The 13,296-nt window shown below is 71.8% G+C and carries 9 protein-coding genes and 1 pseudogene; 4 read left to right on the top strand and 6 right to left on the bottom strand.

Annotated features, from left to right (window positions below; translation table 11 throughout):
- The first annotated feature begins 85 nt into the window (after positions 1-85).
- Positions 86-1,369 (top strand): adenylosuccinate synthase, encoded by a 1,284-nt coding sequence (locus ACFYT4_RS05645; protein WP_389265559.1) that lies wholly within the window; start codon positions 86-88, stop codon positions 1,367-1,369.
- Between the two features lie 425 nt (positions 1,370-1,794).
- Positions 1,795-2,355, top strand: coding sequence for an RICIN domain-containing protein (locus ACFYT4_RS05640; protein WP_389265557.1), 561 nt, complete (start codon positions 1,795-1,797; stop codon positions 2,353-2,355).
- A gap of 121 nt (positions 2,356-2,476) precedes the next feature.
- Here the strand turns inward: ACFYT4_RS05640 and ACFYT4_RS05635 are convergent, their stop codons facing one another.
- Positions 2,477-2,638: a hypothetical protein gene (locus tag ACFYT4_RS05635; RefSeq protein WP_389265555.1), complete on the bottom strand. Its 162-nt coding sequence runs from the start codon at positions 2,636-2,638 to the stop codon at positions 2,477-2,479.
- Between the two features lie 280 nt (positions 2,639-2,918).
- A complete protein-coding gene (locus ACFYT4_RS05630) occupies positions 2,919-4,940 on the bottom strand; it encodes an ABC transporter ATP-binding protein (RefSeq protein WP_389265780.1) in 2,022 nt (673 codons plus the stop codon).
- 289 nt (positions 4,941-5,229) lie between these two features.
- Between ACFYT4_RS05630 and ACFYT4_RS05625 the strand changes: the two genes are divergently transcribed.
- Positions 5,230-6,474, top strand: a complete 1,245-nt coding sequence (locus ACFYT4_RS05625; RefSeq protein ID WP_389265553.1) for a hypothetical protein — start codon at positions 5,230-5,232, stop codon at positions 6,472-6,474.
- 29 nt (positions 6,475-6,503) lie between these two features.
- Here ACFYT4_RS05625 and ACFYT4_RS05620 read toward each other — a convergent pair whose 3' ends face one another.
- The 3 genes and pseudogenes from ACFYT4_RS05620 to ACFYT4_RS05610 form a co-directional block, all read right to left on the bottom strand.
- Positions 6,504-8,111 carry a serine/threonine-protein kinase gene (locus ACFYT4_RS05620; protein ID WP_389265551.1) on the bottom strand — a complete coding sequence of 536 codons (1,608 nt, stop codon included), beginning with the start codon at positions 8,109-8,111 and terminating at the stop codon, positions 6,504-6,506.
- Between the two features lie 395 nt (positions 8,112-8,506).
- Positions 8,507-8,953 carry a MarR family winged helix-turn-helix transcriptional regulator gene (locus ACFYT4_RS05615; protein ID WP_389265549.1) on the bottom strand — a complete coding sequence of 149 codons (447 nt, stop codon included), beginning with the start codon at positions 8,951-8,953 and terminating at the stop codon, positions 8,507-8,509.
- Positions 8,954-9,096: 143 nt separating this feature from the next.
- A pseudogene (locus tag ACFYT4_RS05610) lies at positions 9,097-9,708 on the bottom strand (DJ-1/PfpI family protein); the annotation flags it as partial.
- 172 nt (positions 9,709-9,880) lie between these two features.
- On the opposite strand from ACFYT4_RS05610, the gene ACFYT4_RS05605 reads away from it, so the two are divergent.
- Positions 9,881-11,248: an aspartate aminotransferase family protein gene (locus ACFYT4_RS05605; RefSeq protein ID WP_389265546.1), complete on the top strand. Its 1,368-nt coding sequence runs from the start codon at positions 9,881-9,883 to the stop codon at positions 11,246-11,248.
- 416 nt (positions 11,249-11,664) lie between these two features.
- Here the strand turns inward: ACFYT4_RS05605 and ACFYT4_RS05600 are convergent, their stop codons facing one another.
- Positions 11,665-13,263, bottom strand: coding sequence for a TerD family protein (locus ACFYT4_RS05600; protein WP_389265545.1), 1,599 nt, complete (start codon positions 13,261-13,263; stop codon positions 11,665-11,667).
- Positions 13,264-13,296 lie beyond the last annotated feature (33 nt).

The following is a 13,296-nucleotide window of genomic DNA, read 5'->3' as shown; positions in this document are numbered from 1 at the left end:
CAACCGGTCCAATGAACTCAGGCAACTCAGGCAGGCTGAGGCCCCCTGACCTTGGACATGCCCCGCCCGGAAGGGGTGTACGCCTGTGCCCGCACTTGTGCTGCTCGGTGCTCAGTGGGGTGACGAGGGCAAGGGAAAGGCCACCGACCTGCTCGGTGGATCCGTTGACTATGTGGTGCGCTACCAGGGCGGCAACAACGCCGGCCATACGGTCGTCGTCGGCGACCAGAAGTACGCACTGCACCTCCTCCCCTCCGGGATCCTCTCACCGGGGTGCACCCCGGTCATCGGCAACGGGGTCGTGGTCGACCCGGCCGTCCTGCTCTCCGAGCTGAGCGGGCTCAACGACCGGGGTGTCGACACTTCCAAGCTGTTGATCAGCGGAAACGCTCATCTGATCACCCCGTACAACGTCACGCTCGACAAGGTGACGGAACGGTTCCTCGGCAAGCGCCGGATCGGCACGACGGGCCGTGGCATCGGACCGACCTACGCCGACAAGATCAACCGGGTGGGCATCCGCGTCCAGGACCTCTACGACGAGTCGATCCTGGAGCAGAAGGTCGAGGCCGCGCTGGAGTCGAAGAACCAGCTCCTCGCCAAGGTCTTCAACCGCCGGGCGATCGAGCCGGTCCGGATCGTCGACGAGATGCTCCAGTACGCGGAGCAGATCAGGCCGTACGTCGCCGACACCACGCTGATCCTGAACCAGGCCGTCGACCAGGGCAAGGTCGTCCTGTTCGAGGGCGGTCAGGGCACGCTGCTCGACGTGGACCACGGCACGTACCCCTTTGTGACCTCGTCGAACCCGACGGCGGGCGGCGCGTGCACGGGCTCGGGCGTGGGCCCGACGAAGATCTCCCGGGTCATCGGCATCCTCAAGGCGTACACGACCCGCGTCGGCGCGGGCCCGTTCCCGACGGAGCTGTTCGACGAGGACGGCGAGGCGCTGCGCCGCATCGGCGGCGAGCGGGGTGTGACCACCGGGCGGGACCGCCGCTGCGGCTGGTTCGACGCGGTGATCGCACGGTACGCGACCCGGGTCAACGGTCTGACCGACTTCTTCCTCACCAAGCTGGACGTGCTGACCGGCTGGGAGCAGATCCCGGTCTGTGTCGCGTACGAGATCGACGGCAGGCGCGTGGAGGAGCTGCCGTACTCGCAGACGGACTTCCACCACGCTAAGCCGGTCTACGAGATGCTGCCGGGCTGGTCCGAGGACATCACCAAGGCGAAGACCTTCGACGACCTGCCGAAGAACGCGCAGGGGTATGTGAAGGCGCTGGAGGAGATGTCGGGCGCGCCGATCTCGGCGATCGGTGTCGGTCCGGGGCGTACGGAGACGATCGAGATCAACTCGTTCCTCTGAGGCCGGCCCGGCGCGACCGGGACCGTCCGGTTCCGTCGGAGCATCCGGTTCCGCGAGACCGTCCGGTTCCGTCGGGCCGTCCGGACCCGGTGCGGCGTCCGGTGCCGTCAGGGTGTCCGGTGCCGTCAGGTGTCCCGGGTGTCCGGTGCCGCCGTGGCGTTCCGCCGCCCGGCCCGGTCGGCGGATCCCGGGCACCCGGTGGTTCCGGGGCCGCCGTCCACCGGCGGCTGCGGTGGTGTGTGCAGGCACGGTTCCCCGGTCACCGGGCGCCGTGCCCGCCGTGCTTTCCGGCCCTGTACGGGGGACTCGCAGAGGTTTGTCCGCCCATACGCCTATTGCTCCTTTGGTTAGAATGCAGGACTACCACTCGTGATGTTGGTTACGTATAGCGATCGTCAGTAACCCACAGTGAAGCAGGAGTGGTCATGCGTACAGCACTGAAGACGAGCGCGGTCCTGGTCGCGGCCGGAGCCGCCCTCGCCCTGGGGCTCCCCGGCTCGGCGAGCGCCGGAGCGGCCGGGCCCGCCGCCGCGCCTCGCGCCGCTTCCGTCGACGTCCAGCAGGTCACCCTCCGGCTGGCGAGCGACCCGGGTCAGGTCGCGAACGTCAAGGGCGCGTCCCAGCAGAACGGCGCGGCGATCATCCAGTGGCCACTCTCCCGGACGGCGAACGAGCGCTGGGAGCCCGAGGCGACCGGTGGCGGCTACTACCGCTTCCGGTCCGTGGACAGCGGTCTGTGCCTGAACGTCAAGGGCGGCGGCAGCGCGGACGGCGCCCAGGTCATCCAGTGGACCTGCGGCACCGCGGCCAATGAGCAGTGGCGGCTCGTGCCCAAGGGCATCGGCTACCAGATCGTGGCCAGGTCCAGCAACAAGTGCCTCAACGTCTCCGGTGGCGTCGGCCAGGGCCGCAATCTGATCCAGTACACCTGCACCGGCGCCGGGGCCGCCAACGACGTCTGGCTCGCCGTGGCCGAGGACCTCTGACCGGCCCGGCGGTCCGGGTGACCCGGCGGCCCGGGAGGCCGCGGGTGATCTGACGGCCGGAGCGGCCCGGTGGACCGGCGGCGATCCGGGCCGCGGCCGTGTACGGCGGTGGGCGGGGTGTTCACCGTGAACCCCCGCCCTCCCGTGTGTACGGGACCCGGCACAGCAGATCCAGCGCGAGCAGGCTTGGCCGGCCCCGCCCCGCCGTGATCGATACACGCTGGAAGAGCCCGGCGGTGTCGGCGAGTCCGCCCCGCTGGTCGAAGCCCATGGCGGACAGCACGAACGTCCCCGCGACGGCCGAGCCGGCCGCCCGGCCCTCGCTCGCCCTCTCGCGCGAACCGCCGCGCGACGACGGGGCAGGCCGCCATGAGCGCGGCGAAGACGAGGAGCGAGAAGGCGTCGTGCAGCGCGGCTCCGGTGCCGCGGCGGTGGGCACGTCGGGGGTGCCCGGCGGGTATCCGGAGGCCGGGTCCGTGGCGAAGGCCCCCGCTCCCGGCAGTCCGACCGCCCGCGCGTCGACCGGCCGGGGGCGCCGGCCGGGCCCGTTCCCGTACGGGCGCTCATGCCGGGACCTTCACTCCGGCCGCCGGGCCGGTGTCCGTACCCGTCCGCTCGGCGTCCGCCCGTCCGGTGTCCGTACGACGGGAGTCCGCCCGTCCTGTCCCGGCGGTGTCCGGCCGTCCGGTCCCGGTCACGGTCCCGTCGGCGTCCGGCCCGGGACCCCTGTCCGGTGTCGCGAACTGGGTCCGGTACAGCTCCGCGTACCGCCCGCCCTTCGCCAGCAGCCGTTCGTGCGTGCCGCGTTCCACGATCCGGCCGCCCTCGACGACGAGGATCAGATCGGCGGCGCGGACGGTGGACAGCCGGTGGGCGATCACCACGGCGGTACGGCCCTCCAGGGCCTCGGCGAGTGCCTCCTGAACGGCCGCCTCGGAGGTGTTGTCGAGATGGGCGGTCGCCTCGTCGAGGATGACGACCCGCTGGCGGGCGAGGAGCAGCCGCGCGATGGTCATGCGCTGGCGCTCACCGCCCGAGAGCCGGTAGCCGCGCTCACCGACGACGGTGTCGAGCCCGTCGGGCAGCGACCGCACCAGAACGTCGAGCCTGGCCCGGGCAAGGACGTCCCACAGCTCCTCCTCCGTGGCCTCCGGCCTGGCCAGGAGCAGGTTTTCGCGTACGGACTCGTGGAAGAGGTGCCCGTCCTGGGTGACCATGCCGAGGGTGGCCCGCAGAGACCCGGCGGACAGATCCCGTACGTCGACGCCGCCGACGCGGACCGTGCCCTCGTCCGTGTCGTACAGCCGGGGCAGCAGCGCGGCGATGGTCGACTTGCCCGCGCCGGAGGAGCCGACGAGGGCGACGGTCTGCCCGGCCTCGGCGCGGAACGAGATCCCGCGCAGGACGTCGTCGCCACCGCGGGTGTCCAGGGCGGCGACCTCCTCCAGGGAGGCGAGGGAGACCTTGTCGGCGGAGGGGTAGCCGAAGCGGACGCCGTCGAACTCGACGGCCACGGGCCCCTCGGGCACCTCCCGGGCGCCGGGCTTCTCGTCGATGAGCGGCTTGAGGTCGAGGACCTCGAAGACGCGCTCGAAGCTGACGAGGGCGCTCATCACCTCGACACGCGCCCCGGCGAGCGCGGTGAGCGGCGCGTACAGCCGGGTCAGCAGCAGTGCCAGCGCCACGACCGCCCCGGGCTCCAGGGTGCCGCGCAGGGCGTAGTAGCCGCCGAGGCCGTAGACCAGGGCGAGGGCGAGCGCCGAGACCAGGGTGAGCGCGGTCATGAAGGTGTACTGCGCCATCGCGGTACGGATCCCGATGTCCCGGACCCTGCCCGCCCGCGCCGCGAACTCCCGGGACTCCTCCCCGGGTCGTCCGAACAGCTTGATCAGCGTGGCCCCGGGCGCGGAGAAACGCTCCGTCATACGGGTCCCCATGGCCGCGTTGACCTCGGCGGCCTCCCGGTGGAGCCGTGCCATCCGGGTGCCCATCCGCCGCGCGGGCACGACGAACACCGGCAGCAGGACCAGCGCGAGCAGCGTGATCTGCCACGACAGGGTGAGCATCACCACGAGGGTCAGCACCAGGGTGACGGCATCGCTGACGACACCGGAGAGCGTGCTGCTGAAGGCGTGCTGGGCGCCGATCACATCGTTGTTGAGGCGGCTGACGAGCGCGCCCGTCCGTGTCCGGGTGAAGAAGGCGACCGGCATGCGCTGCACATGGTCGAAGACCGCCCGCCGCAGATCGAGGATCAGATCCTCGCCGAGGGTCGCGGAGAGCCGGCGTTCGAGGAGGCCGAGCGCGGCTTCCACGACCGCGATCAGCGCGATCAGCAGAGCGAGCCGGACGACGGTCCCCGCCGCGTCGCCGGACACGATGGCGTCGACGACCCGCCCCGCGAGCACGGGGGTGGCCACCGCGAGCAGCGCGCCCAGGATGCTGAGAAGGACGAAGTGGACGATACGGCGGCGGTGGGGCCGTGCGAAGCCCATGATCCGCCGGAGGGTGGCGCGGGCGAGGGGGCGATTCCCCTGCTCGGCGTTTTTCATGGTGTGCAGCTGGCTCCAGCCGGTCATCTCCATACTCATGCGAGGACCGTAGAACCTCAAGCTTTGTTGAGGTCAACCCTTCGGGGTCTTCTGGGCCTTCGGCGTCTTCGGGTCCGACCGAGCCCTGCCGTCTCTGTTCTGTGCCCTCGGTCCTCCGGCTCCGGACCCGGCTGCGGAATACGGGCTTCGAGGGCCGGGCTACCGGCGGGGTGAGGTCAGGGGCCGGGCCACCGGCGCCGGTGGGGCCGGTGCTGTCCGGGACATGTCCCGGACAGGCGTCATGCGGACGGAAGGGGCACTTCCGGAACTAGTGTCCCCGCCCATGGACATCACGACGGACCCGGACAGCGGTACGGACGCCGGCACCACGGGTGTCACCCCGGACAGTGGCACGGGCACCACCAGGAGAAACCTTCTGCGCGGACTGGCCGTTGCCCCGCTGGCCGCCGCGGCGGGCGGGCTGTTCACCGGTACGGCCGAGGCGGCGCCGGGAGCCCGGCTCGTGCTGCGGCCGGTCACCTCGGGTGTGGGCGGCTCGTTCCGCGCGGCGATCCGTGGGCTGAGTGCGGCGGGCCTGCCGCCCGCCGGGCCGACGGAGGTACTGGGAGACCTCGACCGCGCCGGGCGGTTCACCACGGGGTTCCCCAACGCGCCCACGGGGCTGGCCAAGGCGTTCACCTGGGACGAACGGGACGTCGGGGACACCCTGTGGTATCCCCAGGGCATCACCGGTGTCCATGACGCCGCCGGGACGACGGGCGACGACACCCTGCTCGTCTCCTGGTACGGCAAGGGCGCCAACTACTACCAGGGCTCCAAGGTCACCTTCGTCGACGCCAACGGGAGCACCCCGAGGTACCGCCACGTCCTGCTGGTCGAGCCCCGCGCGCTGCGCGTCGGCCCCTCGACGCGGTACACCTACGAGCCCGTGGAGATACACGCCGGGGGCATCGCCTGGTACAGGCACCGGCTGTACGTGGCCGACAGCGGTCTGCGGGCCCTGCGGGTCTTCGACACCGACCGGATGTTCCGCGCCACCGGCTTCGACCCGGACCTCTGCGGACTGGCCGACGGGCGGTACCACGCCTTCAACAACGGCTATGTACTGCCGCAGAGCCGGATCTACCGGCTGGTCGGCCCCAGGAACCGGCTGAAGTTCTCGCAGGTGGCACTGGACCGCACGACCACACCCCACTCCCTGGTGGTGAGCGAGTTCCACCGCCGCCGCAGGACGGACGTCGTCCGCTGGAACCTCAACCCGGCGAGCCGGTACGGCCTTCTCGGATCGCTGACCTCCCGCCCGGCGGTGGAGATCGACCGGGGCAACCAGATCCAGGGCGCGGTGAGCGCCGACGGGACGTACTACCTGTCCGTGAGCAACGGCGGCACGGGCCGGGGCCATCTGAAGACCGCCCGTCCGCGCGGCCACGTCGCCGTGGCCACAAGCCGGCAGCGGCTGCCCGTCGGCCCCGAGGACGTGAGCTACCAGGACACCGGGGGAGCGGGCCGGATCTGGTCGCTCAACGAGTATCCGCTCGACCGGTATGTGTACGCGATCAACGTCTGAGGCGGCGGTGCCCGGGGCCGCCGGCGGGCCTATCGCTGTTTGGTGTAGCGGAGGGGGGCGCCGGACGAGCCGACCAGTTCGCGCACGATCGTGGAGCTGTCCGGCATCTCCAGGCGGCTCCACTGGCCGGGCGAGCACTTGGAAGGGTCGCCGGACAGGACCCGGGTCGGGCCCAGCTGGAGCTCCACCCCGGACGACTGGAGCTTTGCCGACCACTTGCACGCGTACGTGGGTCCGCTGCCGGTCAGCGTCATGACCGTGTCGTCCGTGCGCCCCTGAATGATCGTCATCAGCCGCTCATTGCTGCCGTCGGCGGTCTCGAAAGTGGCCCGCCACGTGCCGAGGTAGTGCTCCGGCACGTGGCCTTCCGCGGGAGGGACCGTCCCGGAGGTGGTGTCCGAGACGGCCGAGGTCGACGGGCCCGGCTTGGGGTCGTCGGCCACGTTCTTGTCGTCGCCGAGTGCGCGGACCGCCGCCACCGCGAAAACGGCGGCCACCGCGACGCCGATCCCGACGAGGGCGGCCGTCCGTCCCCGGTCGGCGGGTGCGCGCCGTGACCGGGTGGTGGTCGGCGGGCTGTAGGGGGCGGGCTCCGGCCGGTGCGGCTGAGACGGACTGCCGTTGCCGCGCGGGCCGGGAGCGGGGGCCCGGGCCGGGGCGAGGTGGTGCGCGGGTGCCGTGGCCGGTGCCGTCGGTACGTGAGGCGAGGGGGGTGGTGCGGGAGCGCTGGCCGGACCCGAGTGCTCCACCTCCAGCAACTGGACCGCGTGGCGGCCCAGCTGGGCGATCAGCGCCCCCGGCAGCCAGGGCTCGTGGCTCGGCTGCGTCGCCGTGCGCGCCAGGATCTCCTCCAGCCCCGGCCGCCGGCCCGGATACTTGTCCAGACAGTGCTGTACGAGGTCGAACAGGCCGATCGGAAGACCCGTCAGATCCGGTTCCTCCTCGGCGATACGGAACATCAGCGCGTGTCCGGCGCTCTCGGCCGTACCGAACGGGAGCCGCCCGGTCGCCGCGTACATGAGGACCGAGCCCAGACAGAAGATGTCGGCCGCCGGGGTGAGCGGTTCGCCGCGGACCTGCTCGGGGGCCATGAAGCCGGGCGAGCCGACGAGCGCGCCCGTGCGGGTGAGCCCGCCGTCGGCGGCCGTCTCCAGGGCGCGCGCGATACCGAAGTCGATGACGCGCGGACCGTCGATGGTGATCATGATGTTGGACGGCTTGAGGTCGCGATGGATCAGCCCGGCGGTGTGAATCGACGCGAGCGCGTGTGCGAGACCGGCGCCGAGGATGCGTACCGAACGCTCGGGCAGCGGCCCGTGGTCCCCGGACACCACCTCGTTGAGCGGGGGCCCGGCGACGTATCCGGTCGCGACCCAGGGCACGGGCGCCTCGGTGTCGGCGTCCAGGACGGGCGCGGTCCACTGGCCGCCGACCCGCCGGGCCGAACGCACCTCCTGCCGGAAGCGCTCACGGAAGGTCTCCTGCGCGGCGAGTTCCTGCCGTACGAGCTTGACGGCGACCGTGCGGCCCCGGTCGCTGCGCGCGAGATAGACCTGGCCCATGCCGCCCGCGCCGAGGCGGGCGAGCAGCCGGTACCCGCCTATGTGCTGTGGATCCCCCGGCACCAGCTGATCCATGGCCGCATGTCCCCCGAAACCCTGTAACTCCGAACCCCGCATCCGAACCACCCCATGGTGTCGGACGGAATCGAGGATAGGCGGCGCGGCCGGTCGCGCGCGCGGGCCCCCTGCAACCCGAGGCCAACCCGTTGTCCCCCCCGTGCCCCGGGCCGGGCGCCGGGGGCTTCTGCCGGGAGCGGTCCGATGACATACGGTCAGGTTTCGACTACGGCTGACAGGGCGGGCCCGGCGGACCGGCCCGGGACCGGGCCGGGGCCAGGTCGGTCCGGTCCCGCCGGAGTGGGTCGGGGGTCGGTCCGGAGCCGGGCCGCACGTGGCCCAGATCGATTCCGGCCGTCCTGGTCCCTTCTCAGGCCGGCCGGTCGGCCCGTTCGGTTCCACGTGAAACATCCTCAGGGCTCGGCGATCGTGTCCAGGGCCTTCGACAGCCGCTCCAGCACCTCCGCGGTCCGCGCGAACTCCTCCGGCCCGAGAACTCCCGCCAGTCGGGCCGCCAACTCGGCGTGCCCCGGCTCGATCCGGGAGATCGCCTCCCGGCCCTCGTCGGTGGGGCGGAGCAACTTGGCCCTGCGGTGGGCCGGATTGGGCTCGTACGCCGCGAGACCGCGCTCCACGAGCAGATCCGCGATCCGCTGCACACTCTGGCGGGTGATGCCCATCTCCCGGGCGATCCCGGCCACCGGCAGCGGTGTGCGCAGTACGGCTCCGAGTACCTGCCACCAGGCGGCGGTGAGACCGGCGGGTCCGGCCAGTTCCTCGGAGACGGCGAGGAACTGGCCGTTCAGCCGGAAGACTCCGAGGGCCGTACGGCTGAGCAGGTCCTGCTCCTCGCGGCTCATGCCACGGCCGACCCGTCGTGACCCGTCGATCCGTTGTGACGTGCCGATTCGTCGTGACCCGCTGGCCCGTTGTGACCCGCCGTGTTCCCGTCCGCCGGGCTCTCCGGGGCCGCCGTGCCTTCGGTGCCCTCCGGCCCGTCCCCGCCTTCGAGGACCGCGAACGCGGAGGCGTCGGAGTCGTGGAACAGGCGGTACCAGGCGTCCAGTTTCCCGCCCTCGTACACACCGAGCCGGGCGAAGACCTCACGGGCGAAGGCGACCGGCTCGGTCGGGCCTGCCGTGATCAGATCGCCGTCCGTGACCGCGTCGGCCTCGCGGTAGCGGTCGCCGCCCCCGTAGCCGGTGGCGGCGAGATAGAAGGAGACCGCGCTGGTGTGGTCGCGGTCGTCGAGCAGGCCCTCGCGCGCCAGCCCCGCCGTCGCCCCGCAGATCCCGGCGACCGGGACACCCGCGTCGAGGAACGCCCGCGCCTTCGCCGCGAACGGCGCGAGAGCGTCGCCCGTGTCCCATGCGCTCGCGCCCGTGAGGATCAACAGCGCGCTGTCCGCGGGGTCGAGATCGGCGAGCGCCAGGTCGGGCTGGATACGCACACCGCCCATGGTGGTGACCGGTGCCGTGGTGGGTCCGACCGTGCGGACGGTGAAGCCGTGCTGGGTGAGATGCGCGGTGGTGTGGCCCGTCTCCCAGTCGGCGAAGGTGTCGTACACGGCGAGATGAACGGTCGAGCCCGCCGTACCGGTGGTCGTGGTGTCCATGGTGTCCTCCGCGGCTTTCCCTCGGTGGCTTCAGATAGCTATGACAGAAGACTGTCATGACGACAGAATGCTGTCAACTGTCCTCGGCTGGACAGAACGCCGCAGGAAGCCCGCGCAGGGCAGACAGGATGGTGATGTCGGACCCCGCCCGGCGGTCCATACGCTGGAGCACATGACGCCTCAAGCTGTTGACCCCGCGAACCCGCGGGCCGGCGCCGCCGTGAAGGCCGCGGACCGTGCGCACGTCTTCCACTCGTGGTCCGCCCAGGGCCTGATCGACCCGCTCGCCGTCGCCGGCGCCCAGGGCTCGTACTTCTGGGACTACGACGGGAAGCGCTATCTCGACTTCACCAGCGGCCTCGTCTACACCAACATCGGTTACCAGCACCCGAAGGTCGTCGCGGCGATCCAGGAGCAGGCCGGGAAGCTGACCACCTTCGCGCCCGCGTTCGCCGTCGAGGCGCGCTCCGAGGCGGCCCGGCTGATCGCCGAGCGCACCCCCGGCGACCTGGACAAGATCTTCTTCACCAACGGCGGCGCCGAAGCCATCGAGAACGCGATCCGGATGGCCCGGCTGCACACCGGCCGCCCCAAGGTGCTCTCCGCCTACCGCTCGTACCACGGAGGCACCCAGACCGCGATCAACGTCACCGGCGACCCCCGCCGCTGGCCCTCCGACACCGGTACCGCCGGGGTCGTGCACTTCTGGGCGCCCTTCCTCTACCGCTCGCCCTTCTACTCCGCCACCGAGGAGGAGGAAGGCGCCCGCGCACTCCGGCACCTTGAGGAGACCATCGCCTTCGAGGGCCCCGCGACCATCGCCGCGATCGTGCTGGAGACCATCCCCGGCACGGCCGGGATCATGGTCCCGCCGCCCGGCTATCTCGCGGGCGTACGGGAGATCTGCGACCGGTACGGGATCGTGTTCGTCCTGGACGAGGTCATGGCCGGCTTCGGGCGCACCGGAAAGTGGTTCGCCGCCGAGCACTTCGGCGTGGTGCCCGATCTGATCACCTTCGCCAAGGGCGTCAACTCCGGTTACGTACCGCTGGGCGGTGTCGCCATCTCCGCGGAGATCGCGGCGACCTTCGAGACCCGGCCCTACCCCGGCGGACTCACCTACTCCGGCCATCCGCTGGCGTGCGCGGCGGCCGTCGCCACGATCCGGGTCATGGAGGAGGAGCAGGTCGTCGAGCACGCGGCCACCATCGGCGAGACGGTCATCGGCCCCGGCCTGCGGGAGCTGGCACAGCGGCACCCGAGCGTCGGCGAGGTCCGGGGCACGGGCGTCTTCTGGGCGCTCGACCTGGTCCGTGACCGGGAGACCCGCGAGCCCCTGGTCCCGTACAACGCCTCCGGCGAGGCGAACGCGGCCATGGCCTCCTTCGCCGCGGCCTGCAAGGCCCACGGCCTGTGGCCCTTCGTCAACATGAACCGCACCCATGTCGTCCCGCCGTGCAACATCAGCGAGGCGGAGGCCAAGGAGGGCCTGGCGGCGCTGGACGCGGCGCTGGGGGTGGCGGACGGGTACGTGGTGTAGGGGGGGTTGGGCGCCTTTTTCTGAGCGCTCGGTTCGCCTCTTTTTTGAGCGCTCGGTTCGCCTCCGAGGCGCCTTAGCGTGTGCCGACGGTCGATCGTGCTCGACCGCTCGTTCCTCGCGGCCTCCGCGCGTTCTCCCTTTCGGCACCCGCGCGCCTTTTCGGCTCATTCGTGGGACGCGCGCGAACCCCGGCCCGTGGCGGCACCCGCGCGCCTCTTCGGCTCACTCGCGGAAGGCTCGGGGACCGCGGCCCCGAGGCGGCACGCACGTGCCTTTTCGGCTCACTCGCGAACGCCCGGGAAACCCTGGCCTGTGGTGGGACCCGTGCGTCTCTTCGGTTCATCCGCGGGACGTGCGGGAACCCCCACATCACGGGAGCACCCGTGCGCTTTATCGGCTGGCTGGCGCGGGGTGACTCACATTCTGGGGCGGGGTGTGATAGCCCAGGGGCCCTCCGCTCGGACGGCGAGCAGGCGTGGGCCGCCCTTCAGGTGCACCGTCTGGCGGAACGGGGCGACCGCCGAGGTGAGCAGATGGGTGACGTCGTGGAAGTCCGCCTCCTCGTTCCAGATGTCGTCGATCCCCATCGTGATGAGCGTGAGGGTGGAACCGTCGCCGTACGACTCGTGCTGCGAGCCCCGGAACTCCACCTCCAGGTCGATGTCGGGCCCGTGGTGCGCGAGCACCTCGTAGGACTCGCCGTGGAGCGTTCCCGAACCGATCCGGCGCGCCGTCGACACCGGGTGCACGGTGAACATCCAGTCGTCTTCCGCCAGGATCTCCAGCCGCAGGGGATAGCCGTCCGGCGCGATGGCGGGCGCGCGGCCGTGGAAGTCCGGCGCCATCGAGTTGGCGAGCGGAACCCCCGACTCATGGCGCTGGTTGAGCTGGTAGACGGACATCCAGCCGTCGCCGCGGTGGGCCATCTCCAGGATCACCGGACCGGGCGGGATCGGCACATCGAAGCCCGCCTTGCCGTTCTGGTGGCCGCGGATGGTGTGGGGCCGGAAGGCGGGGAAGCGGGAGAACGGGTCGTCGGCCTGGTGCGGCTGGGCCCCGGCCTGGTGGGGGTGGGCCGCTCCGGGCTGCGCCGGGTAGGGGTACCCCGAGGGCCCGGGGGCCGGATGCTGATACGGGGCCTGGGGCGCGGCACCGGGGTGGGGCGCGGGCGCCTGGTAGGGCTGCGCGGGCTGCTGGTATCCCGGTTGTTGGTACCCCGGCTGCTGATGACCGGGAGCGCCTCCCGGTTGCTGGTACCCCGGTTGCTGGTACCCCGGCTGGGGTGCGGGCGGCTGGGGATGGACAACGCCGTGCCCCGGTGCGTACGTCCTGCCGGGGCCGGGGCCGTACGGCTGGCCCGCGGGCTGCTGGTGTCCCGGCTGTACGCCCGGGGGCTGGTACGCGGACGGCTGCGGGGGATGCGCCGGCTGGGGCTGCTGGTGCTGCCCCGCGTACGGGGGCTGTCCGCCCTGCTGTCCGGCCGGACCGGGCTGGGCCACCGTGCCGTAGTCCGCGATGACGCCCTGGATTCCGGAGGCGTACCCCTGCCCCATCGCCCGGAACTTCCACGCCCCGTTGCGCCGGTAGAACTCCCCGAGCACGAACGCCGTCTCGTTCGTCGCGTCGGTCACCGCGTACTGGGCCACCGGCACCCCGTCCAGCCCGGACGCCTGCACATACAGACCGGACACGGACCCGAACGCGGCGCCCGAGGACAGCGCGATGATCAGCACCCGCTGGATCTCGGCCTCCACGGACGGCAGATCTACGTCCAGCCATACGGCGAACTGTCCGTTGCCCGTGGTGCTGCCGACATGCCCCACGGCCCGCGACGGGTGCAGGGTCCCCTGGCTGGACACCACGTCGGAACGGCCCGGACGCGTCTTGTCCCGCCCGTCGAGCAGCAGCGCCACCGCGTCCACGGCCGGTGCCGAGGGCGTCAGGGCGTGACCCACGGCCACCCGCAGCCGAGCGGTCGGGACAGGAGTATTCGCGCCTTTGGGGATGTTCGTCATGGGGCACATGCTGACATCGAGGTCCCGGAGAAG

The organism is Streptomyces sp. NPDC004609 (genome assembly GCF_042873655.1).
Taxonomy (GTDB): Bacteria; Actinomycetota; Actinomycetes; order Streptomycetales; family Streptomycetaceae; genus Streptomyces.
Note: the sequence above shows the minus strand (reverse complement) of the source record. Positions and strands in the feature narration are given on the sequence as shown.

Bases quoted from the DNA above. Each gene is read 5' to 3' on its own strand.
- ACFYT4_RS05640 (WP_389265557.1), top strand. From the start codon at position 1,795: ATGCGTACAGCACTGAAGACGAGCGCGGTCCTGGTCGCGGCCGGAGCC.
- ACFYT4_RS05630 (WP_389265780.1), bottom strand. From the start codon at position 4,940: ATGGAGATGACCGGCTGGAGCCAGCTGCACACCATGAAAAACGCCGAG.
- ACFYT4_RS05625 (WP_389265553.1), top strand. From the start codon at position 5,230: ATGGACATCACGACGGACCCGGACAGCGGTACGGACGCCGGCACCACG.
- ACFYT4_RS05620 (WP_389265551.1), bottom strand. From the start codon at position 8,111: ATGGATCAGCTGGTGCCGGGGGATCCACAGCACATAGGCGGGTACCGG.
- ACFYT4_RS05615 (WP_389265549.1), bottom strand. From the start codon at position 8,953: ATGAGCCGCGAGGAGCAGGACCTGCTCAGCCGTACGGCCCTCGGAGTC.
- ACFYT4_RS05605 (WP_389265546.1), top strand. From the start codon at position 9,881: ATGACGCCTCAAGCTGTTGACCCCGCGAACCCGCGGGCCGGCGCCGCC.
- ACFYT4_RS05600 (WP_389265545.1), bottom strand. From the start codon at position 13,263: ATGACGAACATCCCCAAAGGCGCGAATACTCCTGTCCCGACCGCTCGG.